We start from the raw sequence: 8,398 nt of genomic DNA, 5'->3' as shown, positions 1-8,398 counted from the left end.
GCGGGTCTGCTTACGTTTTCCGGCATATTCGGCATCGGCGAAGGACATCTGTTTCATCGGGGTTCAACCGCTCAGTTTGTGCGAGGTGCGTATTTCACCAAATCTGGATGTCTTTTTCAGAGTTTCCTTAAGTGCTTTGGCCGGTCTCCCCATTCAAATTTGCATAGTCCCATCGCGGTCGTGCGGTAGATACGCTGAGTGGGAGCGGTCATCGGAAAGCCCTCGGCAGAATTAGATCAGCGAAGCATAGATGATTCAAGCGCGCTTGCTCAGCTTTAAGCTGCATAACGGGTTGGTAGGGAATTACCTGAAAATAAGTTCCCAATCTCAAGATAGCAAGGCGCAACACGCAGGTCCTCCACCGGCGTCATCCATGACTTCCGGACGACCAGCCTCATATCCGCTGAAGATCAGCGCCGTGGGCCGGCAGTGCCCAGGGGAGGATGCCTTCCTGGAATTCTTCGGAGGAAGGACAAACTTTAATGCGCTGGCTGATCCTGCTGAAACAGTGTCAAAACGCCCTTTTCAAAATGTAAACGATAGAGATCCAAAGTAGCTCATCGTTTACATTTTTGGCTCATATAGACTGTGAACTCTCCCCATTAGAGTCATTAAGATTGGCTGTATGTCTCATAATTTCAATACTTTAAAGATACCAAATGGCACGCTAGCTAGGCTGATTACAGGGTTGACAAGTAGCTAGAAGTATTCAACGGATCTGGTGGCCATCAGTGCTCAGCTCTCAACGGGTCATTCGTGCAAAAGCGGCGATGTTAACACGCCCGCCGGGGTGTTTCAGGTGCACCGCGTTATCGTTCATCGCGAGCAAGCTCGGCTCCCACAGGCATCAGGCTTGCTTGTAACCGCGCACTTCATCCACGCCACGGTTGGCCAATTGGTCAGCCCGCTCGTTGCCATGGTGACCGATGTGGCCACGCACCCATTTCCAGGTGACGTTATGGCGATTGACCTGCTCATCCAGCAACTTCCACAGATCAGCGTTTTTCACCGGTTCTTTCGCAGCGGTTTTCCAGCCGCGCTTCTTCCAGTTGTCCATCCACTCGTTGATGCCTTTCATCACATACTGCGAGTCGGTGACGAGCAGCACGTCGCAGGAGCGCTTGAGTTCTTCAAGACCACGGATCGCGCCCATCAGCTCCATGCGGTTGTTGGTGGTGTTGGCTTCGCCGCCCCACAGTTCTTTTTCAATGCCCTTGCACACCAGCAATGCGCCCCAGCCGCCAGGGCCAGGGTTGCCTTTACAGGCGCCGTCGGTGAAGAGTTCTACGCTATCGCTCATGCCAATCTATCCAGAAAATGCGGTGGCTCGCCGATCGGTGATCGACGATGCCCGAGGCCGGGGCAAACCCGACCGGGATAATAAAAAGTGTATTACGGATCGATGCGGCGACGATTGACCTTGGCCATCGGCAATGGAATCAGCTTGCCCATCGGTTCGCGCCGCTCCTGACGGACAGGCCGCAGGCCCACCACGATCTTGCGCGCAACCAATAAATAGAAGCCGCCACCCGACAGTTGCCAATCACCGGCCTTGCGCTCCCAACCGGCCAGACGAGCCTGCCAGGCGGGTGACGCAAGCGGCGGACGATAGCACCCGAAGCGGCGTTTCTCCAGCGCGAAGCCCAGCAGGTTCAGCCAGTCACCGACTCGCGACGGCGAGATGCAGCGAGCCTTGCGCAAGGCGTCGTGAGCAAAAACGTGACGCAAGCCCCAGGTGCTCCAGGGGTTGATCCCGACGATCAGCAGATGCCCGCCGGGCCGCACGCTGCTCGCCGCTTCGCGCAGCAGACCGTGGGGTGACAGGCAGAAATCCAGCCCATGCTGCAACACCACCACATCGGCGGCATGCTCGCTCAAAGGCCACGCCTGCTCTTCGCAGACGATCTCGACACCCGGCAATGGCGCGCCGAGCCGCACATTGCGCTGGACTTGCGGCGCCGACGGCGGCGTTTGGGCCGACGGGCCGTAATGCACCAGGTAGCCACCGAAGAACCGTCCCAACTCGTCTTCGAGCATGCGACGTTCTTCGTCCAGCAGAAATTGCCCGATGGGGCCAGACAGCCATTCTCGGGCCGCGCTGATCAACGTCAGCCATTCAGGATCAGCCTGAGCGAACGCTTTATCGGTCATTGCATTCTCCAACGCGCCAGGAAGTTCTAAGATGCGCCATTGTTTTCCGCTTGGCGAATCCGACGATGATACAGATCAGTGCCCTGCCCGCCTTCACCGACAACTACATCTGGTTGTTACAAGACCACCGCACCCAGCGCTGCACGGTGGTTGATCCGGGCGATGCCGCGCCGGTGCAAGCCTGGCTCGCCGCGCATCCGGGTTGGGTGTTGAGTGATATTTTGATCACTCACCATCATCATGACCACGTCGGCGGCGTCGAGCAGCTGAAAAAAGCGACGGACGCGAAAGTCTATGGTCCGGCCAGCGAAACCATCCCGCTGCGGGACGTGGCGCTCAAGGACAACGACCGCGTCAGCGTGCTGGGCTGGGACTTCGATGTCTTTGCCGTCCCCGGCCACACCCTGGGGCATATCGCCTATTACCATCAAGGTTTGCTGTTCTGCGGTGACACCCTGTTCGCAGCCGGTTGCGGACGCTTGTTCGAAGGCACGCCGGAGCAAATGCATACCTCACTGACGCGCCTCGCCGGCCTGCCTGAAGATACGCTGGTCTACTGCACTCACGAATACACCTTGAGCAACCTGAAGTTTGCCGCAGCGGTCGAACCGGGCAATCCGGACACCGCCGCACGTCTGAAAAAAGTCACCGCTCAGCGCGAGGCCGGAATCATGACGCTGCCCTCTACTCTGGCGCTTGAAAAGCTTACCAACCCGTTTTTGCGTGTCGACGAAACATCCGTCAAAGAAAAAGTGGACGAACGGAATGGAACCCAAAACCGGGCTCCGAGTGCGGTTTTTGCTGCTCTACGTGCTTGGAAAGATAAGTTCTAAGTAGCCATCACGTTGGTACAAAAATTCTGAATGGTTGACCGCAGGGGGCCCGCTTTCTAGAATCGCCCGACATTTTTGCCCGGAACTTACTTCCAGCCAATGTCGTCATCTATTCGTAAAGCCATCAATTCAGACGCATTGACCCGCTTGGCTCAAGCCATCGCGGTGGCTGTGTCCGCCACTCTGGCGGGCTGTTCCAGCCATGTGCCGCAGACCGACGCGGCACACACTCCGAATATCGCCGCGCGAGCCAAGCAGAAACCTATCTGGCTCAGCGAAAAACCGACTCCGCAAATTCCGCAAGATGTCTGGGAGCGCATGCGCCAGGGCTTCCAGTTGCAGGACAACCTGGGTGTCAACCCGCGCATCGAGCAACAGCGCCTGTGGTTCGCCAGCAACCCGTCCTTCCTCGAAAACGCTGGCGAACGCGGCAGCCTCTACATTCACTACATCGTCGAACGCCTTGAAGAACGCAACATGCCGCTGGAACTGGCGCTGCTGCCAGTGATTGAAAGCGCCTACAACCCGATGGCCTACTCCCGGGCCGACGCGGTTGGCTTGTGGCAATTCATCCCTTCCACCGGGCGTTACTTCAACCTGCGTCAAACCCGTTTCTATGATGGCCGTCGTGACATCACCGCCTCGACCACCGCGGCCATGGATTACCTGACCCGCCTGCACGACATGTTCAACGGCGACTGGCTGCTGGCCCTGGCGGCTTACAACGCCGGCGAAGGCACGGTCAGCCGGGCCATCGAGCGCAACGAAAAGCTCGGTTTGCCGACCGACTACTGGAACCTGCCGCTGCCGGCCGAAACCCAGGCTTACGTGCCAAAGCTGCTGGCCCTGTCGCAAGTGGTGCTGGCACCTGAAGCCTACGGCGTGAACCTGAACCCGATTGCCAACGAACCGTACTTCCAGGTCGTCGAAATCAACCAGCGCATGGACCTGTCCAAGGTCGCCGCGGTGGCTAATATCGACGAAGACGAACTGTTCCAGCTCAACCCGGCCTTCAAGCAGCGCACCACCATCGATGGCCCACAGCATTTGCTGGTGCCAACGTCCAAGGCGCAGCTGCTGACCGCCAGCCTGTCGACCATGCGTCCTGAAGAGTTGATCAGCAAGAAGCCGCTCAAGCCGGTATTCGAAGGCTCGGATGACTCCGAACTCGCCAGTCTCAAACGCGCTTACCGCGTTAAACGCGGCGACAACCTCGGCACCATCGCCAAGGCCAACAAGGTCGACATCAAGGACCTGCAGCGCTGGAACAAGCTGACCGGCAAGAACCTCAAGGTTGGCCAGACCCTGGTCATGCAGGACACCACCAAGCGCAGCAGCGGTCGGGTCAACACCGTCGTGGCGGCGAACAGCAAAGCAACCGGCAAAGCTGAAAAACAGAAGCCGCAGACCCAATACAAGGTCCAGCAAGGCGACTCGCTGTACATGGTGGCCAAGCGTTTCAACGTTGAAATGCAGCACCTCAAGCGCTGGAATCCTCGGGTTGGCCAGGCGCTGAAGCCTGGTCAGATGCTGACGGTTGCTTCACCACGCTGATTGATGTGAAACCGAAAAAGATCGCAGCCTTCGGCAGCTCCTACGGATGTAAGCGCAGGTAGGAGCTGCCGAAGGCTGCGATCTTTTTTATGCCCCGACACCGCTTTCAGCACCCGTCTTTTTCCTGTCGATACAAGCTGTTACTGTACGGCCCACAAAGCCCAAGCCGCCTGGATCGGATCCCTGACTTGAAGCGTCCCCTCCTCCTGCTCCTGATCAGCCTGGCCTTGAGCTCCCCCGCAAGCGCGACGATCAGCGAAAGCCATGGTTATGCGCAGTTCGGCACGCTCAAGTACCCGGCCAGATTTACCCACTTCGACTGGGTCAACCCGCAAGCGCCCAAGGGCGGTACGTTGCGGGTGATGGCGTTTGGCACCTTCGATACGCTCAACCCCTACACGTTCAAGGGTTCAAGCCCGGTTTCCACACCGAATTTCCTGCAATACGGCATCAACGAGCTCAATGAACCGCTGATGGTCGGCACCGGCCAGTACGCGCCGTCCGGCGATGAGCCGACCTCCAGCTATGGCCTGATCGCCCAATCGGTGGAATACAGCGAAGACCGCAGCTGGGTGGTGTTCAATCTGCGCCCCGAAGCGCGTTTCCACGACGGCACACCGATTACCGCCTATGACGTGGCGTTTTCCTACCGTTTGCTGCTCAAGGATGGCCATCCGCAATACCGCACCAATCTTCAGGAAGTGTCGCGGGTCGACATCCTCAACCCGCAGCGCATTCGTTTTGTATTCAAACGCGCCGGCAATCCGTTGCTGATCCTGCGCCTGGGCGAATTGCCGGTGCTGCCCCAGCATTACTGGAAAGGTCGCGACTTCAAGGCCACCACCTTCGAACCGCCGCTGGGCAGCGGACCGTATCGCATCACGTCGGTAGAGCCTGGGCGTCAGATCATTTTCGAACGGGTCAAGGACTACTGGGGCAAGGACCTGCCGGTCAATCGCGGCAAGTACAACTTCGACCGCATGGAAGTCGAGTTCTACCGCGACAGCGACGTCGCGTTCGAAGCCTTCAAGGCCGGCGAATTCGACATCTACATCGAGCACCAGGCGAAGAACTGGGACAACGGTTACAACTTCCCGGCGGTACAGCGCGGCGACGTCATCAAGGCGCAAATCCCGCATCAGATCCCGACCCAGAGCCAGGGTCTGTTCATGAACTCCCGGCGCCCGGCCTTCTCCGAGACCAAAGTCCGTGAAGCGCTGGGCCTGATGTTCGACTTCGAGTGGACCCACCGCACGCTGTTCAGCGGCGCCTACAAACGCGCCATGAGTTATTACCCCAACAGTGAATTCGAAGCCAGCGGGCTGCCGGTCGGCCATGAATGGCTGATGCTCACGCCCTATCGCGAGCAGTTGCCCGCCAAGCTGTTCACCGAGCCGTTCAGCCTGCCGCAGACCCAAGGGCGCGGCATCCCCCGGGAAACCATGCGCAAGGCCCTGGGCCTGCTCGCAGAGGCCGGCTGGAAGCTCAATGGTCAACACGTACAGAACGCTGCCGGGCAACCGTTGCGTTTAGAGATCCTGCTGGTCAACCCGAACCTGGAACGTATCCTTCAACCTTACGTCGAGAACCTCGCCAGCATCGGCATCGACGCTCGGCTGCGCACGGTCGATCGCGCACAGTACAAGCAACGCCTCGATCAGTTCGATTTCGACATGATCCTGATGACCCTCAACCAGACGCTCAGTCCGGGCCTGGAGCAATGGCAGTACTTCCATTCCAGCCAGGTCGGGGTCAAGGGCAGCAAAAACTACGCCGGTATTGCCAATCCGGTGGTCGACCATTTACTCGAACAATTGCTCGCCGCCCAGACCCGCGATGAACAGGTCGCCGCCGGCAAGGCCCTGGACCGGGTGCTCCTGTGGCAGCACTACATCATTCCCAACTGGTACCTCAATTATCACCGCCTGGCCTACCGCAACCGGTTCGCCTTCGTCAGCACGCCGCCCTACACCCTGGGCCTGAGCGCGTGGTGGCTGAAATCTTCGGAGAAAGATCGATGAAACCCGTACGCGCCCTGCTCTTGCAGGCCAGCGGCCTGTTGTTCGCCGGGCTGGCCTGTGCCGCCCCGCAACATGCCCTGACCCTGTACAACGAGCCGCCGAAATACCCGGCAGACTTCAAACATTTCGATTACGTGAACCCCGACGCGCCCAAGGGCGGGATCTTCCGTCAGGCCGGTTTCGGCGGCTTTGACAGCCTCAATCCCTTCATCAACAAGGGTGTCGCGGCCGACGACATCAGCATGATCTATGACACCTTGGCCAAACAGGGTCTGGATGAACCGTTCACCGAGTACGGCCTGGTCGCCGGCAAGATCGAAAAATCCCCGGACAACAGCTGGGTGCGTTTCTACCTGCGCCCCGAAGCGCGCTTCCACGATGGGCATCCGATGCGCGCCGAAGACGTGGTGTTCAGCTTCCAGACCCTGATCAAGGACGGCGCGCCGCTCTATCGCGGTTACTACAGCGATGTCGAGGAAGCGGTCGCCGAAGACCCGCTTACCGTGCTGTTCAAGTTCAAGCACAGCAACAACCGTGAATTACCGCTGATCCTCGGCCAGTTGCCGGTGCTGCCCAAGCATTGGTGGGCGACGCGCGATTTCACCAAGGGCAACCTGGAAATACCGTTGGGCAGCGGCCCGTACAAGGTCAGTGAAGTCAAGGCCGGGCGGTCGGTGCGCTATGAGCGGGTCAAGGATTACTGGGGCAAGGACCTGCCGGCCAACCGCGGGTTCTACAACTTCGACGTGATGACCACCGACTACTACCGCGACAACACCGTGGCCCTGGAAGCACTCAAGGCCGGGCAGTTCGATTACTGGCTCGAAATGGCCGCAAAGAACTGGGCCAATGCCTACAACATTCCGGCCGTCACCGAGGGCCGGTTGATCAAGGAGCAGATCCCCAACGGCAACCCCACTGGCATGCAAGGCTTTGTATTCAACCTGCGCCGCCCGGTGTTCCAGGATGTGCGCGTGCGCCAGGCCCTGACCCTGTTGCTGGACTTTGAATGGACCAACAAACAACTGTTCAACGGCGCCTACGCACGCACCCGCAGTTATTTCGAGAATTCGGAAATGGCTGCCAGCGGCCTGCCGGACGCCAATCAGCTTGAAATTTTGAATCCGTTTCGCGGCAAGATTCCCGAGCAGGTGTTCAGCGAGGCGTTCCAGAACCCAATGACCGACGCCAGCGGCATGATCCGCGCCCAGCAGCGCAAAGCCTATCAACTGCTGCAAGAGGCGGGCTGGCGGATCGTCGATGACAAGATGGTCGACGCCAAGGGCAAACCGGTGACCATCGAGTTTCTGTTGGCCCAGACCGAATTCGAGCGGGTGCTGCTGCCGTTCAAGCGCAACCTGAGCGACTTGGGGATTGACCTGGTGATCCGCCGGGTCGACGTCTCGCAGTACATCAACCGCGTGCGTTCACGGGACTTCGACATGATCGTCGGCAGCTTCCCGCAGTCCAACTCGCCGGGCAACGAGCAACGCGAGTTCTGGATGTCCGCCGCCGCCGACAAACCCGGCAGCCGCAATTCCATGGGCCTGAAAGATCCGGTGGTGGACCAGTTGGTCGAGCAATTGATCAACGCCGATTCACGCAAAAGCCTTGTGGCCCATGCCCGCGCGCTGGACCGCGTGCTGCAATGGGGCTATTACGTGATCCCCAACTGGCACATCAAGACCTGGCGCGCGGCGTACTGGAACCACATCGGTCATCCGAAAATCTCCCCCAAGTACGACATCGGCATTAACACCTGGTGGGTCAAGCCCGATGCGAAACCTGCGGTAGAAGTCGAAACCAAACTGCAAGCCGACCCTGCGGGCACGGAGTAAT

At 59.0% G+C, this 8,398-nt stretch carries 6 protein-coding genes; 4 read left to right on the top strand and 2 right to left on the bottom strand.

Going from position 1 to position 8,398, the window contains the following annotated elements; genetic code table 11:
• Positions 1-847: 847 nt before the first annotated feature.
• Together rnhA and FQ187_RS18100 are read right to left on the bottom strand one after the other, a co-directional pair.
• On the bottom strand, positions 848-1,300 hold the full coding sequence (rnhA, locus tag FQ187_RS18105; RefSeq protein WP_008152099.1) for a ribonuclease HI: 453 nt from the start codon (positions 1,298-1,300) through the stop codon (positions 848-850).
• Positions 1,301-1,392: 92 nt separating this feature from the next.
• Complete coding sequence (locus FQ187_RS18100; RefSeq protein WP_008152097.1) at positions 1,393-2,151, bottom strand: methyltransferase domain-containing protein; 759 nt, start codon at positions 2,149-2,151, stop codon at positions 1,393-1,395.
• 65 nt (positions 2,152-2,216) lie between these two features.
• On the opposite strand from FQ187_RS18100, the gene gloB reads away from it, so the two are divergent.
• The 4 genes from gloB (at position 2,217) to FQ187_RS18080 (ending at position 8,397) form a co-directional block, all read left to right on the top strand.
• Complete coding sequence (gene gloB / locus FQ187_RS18095; RefSeq protein WP_149630531.1) at positions 2,217-2,984, top strand: hydroxyacylglutathione hydrolase; 768 nt, start codon at positions 2,217-2,219, stop codon at positions 2,982-2,984.
• Between the two features lie 99 nt (positions 2,985-3,083).
• On the top strand, positions 3,084-4,538 hold the full coding sequence (locus FQ187_RS18090) for a transglycosylase SLT domain-containing protein (RefSeq protein ID WP_149630529.1): 1,455 nt from the start codon (positions 3,084-3,086) through the stop codon (positions 4,536-4,538).
• A gap of 188 nt (positions 4,539-4,726) precedes the next feature.
• Positions 4,727-6,559, top strand: a complete 1,833-nt coding sequence (locus FQ187_RS18085; protein WP_149630528.1) for an extracellular solute-binding protein — start codon at positions 4,727-4,729, stop codon at positions 6,557-6,559.
• On the top strand, positions 6,556-8,397 hold the full coding sequence (locus tag FQ187_RS18080; RefSeq protein WP_149630527.1) for an extracellular solute-binding protein: 1,842 nt from the start codon (positions 6,556-6,558) through the stop codon (positions 8,395-8,397). Before FQ187_RS18085 ends, FQ187_RS18080 begins: the two co-directional genes overlap by 4 nt.
• The last annotated feature ends 1 nt before the right edge of the window (position 8,398 follow it).

This window comes from Pseudomonas sp. ANT_J28 (assembly GCF_008370005.1).
Lineage (GTDB): Bacteria > Pseudomonadota > Gammaproteobacteria > Pseudomonadales > Pseudomonadaceae > Aquipseudomonas > Aquipseudomonas frigoris.
The sequence above is the reverse complement of the archived record's forward strand: the minus strand, read 5'-3'. Positions and strand labels throughout refer to the sequence as shown.

What these genes read in the sequence shown, in the direction of transcription:
- FQ187_RS18090 (WP_149630529.1), top strand. Translation starts at nt 3,084, where the DNA reads ATGTCGTCATCTATTCGTAAAGCCATCAATTCAGACGCATTGACCCGC.
- gloB (WP_149630531.1), top strand. Translation starts at nt 2,217, where the DNA reads ATGATACAGATCAGTGCCCTGCCCGCCTTCACCGACAACTACATCTGG.
- rnhA (WP_008152099.1), bottom strand. Translation starts at nt 1,300, where the DNA reads ATGAGCGATAGCGTAGAACTCTTCACCGACGGCGCCTGTAAAGGCAAC.
- FQ187_RS18080 (WP_149630527.1), top strand. Translation starts at nt 6,556, where the DNA reads ATGAAACCCGTACGCGCCCTGCTCTTGCAGGCCAGCGGCCTGTTGTTC.
- FQ187_RS18100 (WP_008152097.1), bottom strand. Translation starts at nt 2,151, where the DNA reads ATGACCGATAAAGCGTTCGCTCAGGCTGATCCTGAATGGCTGACGTTG.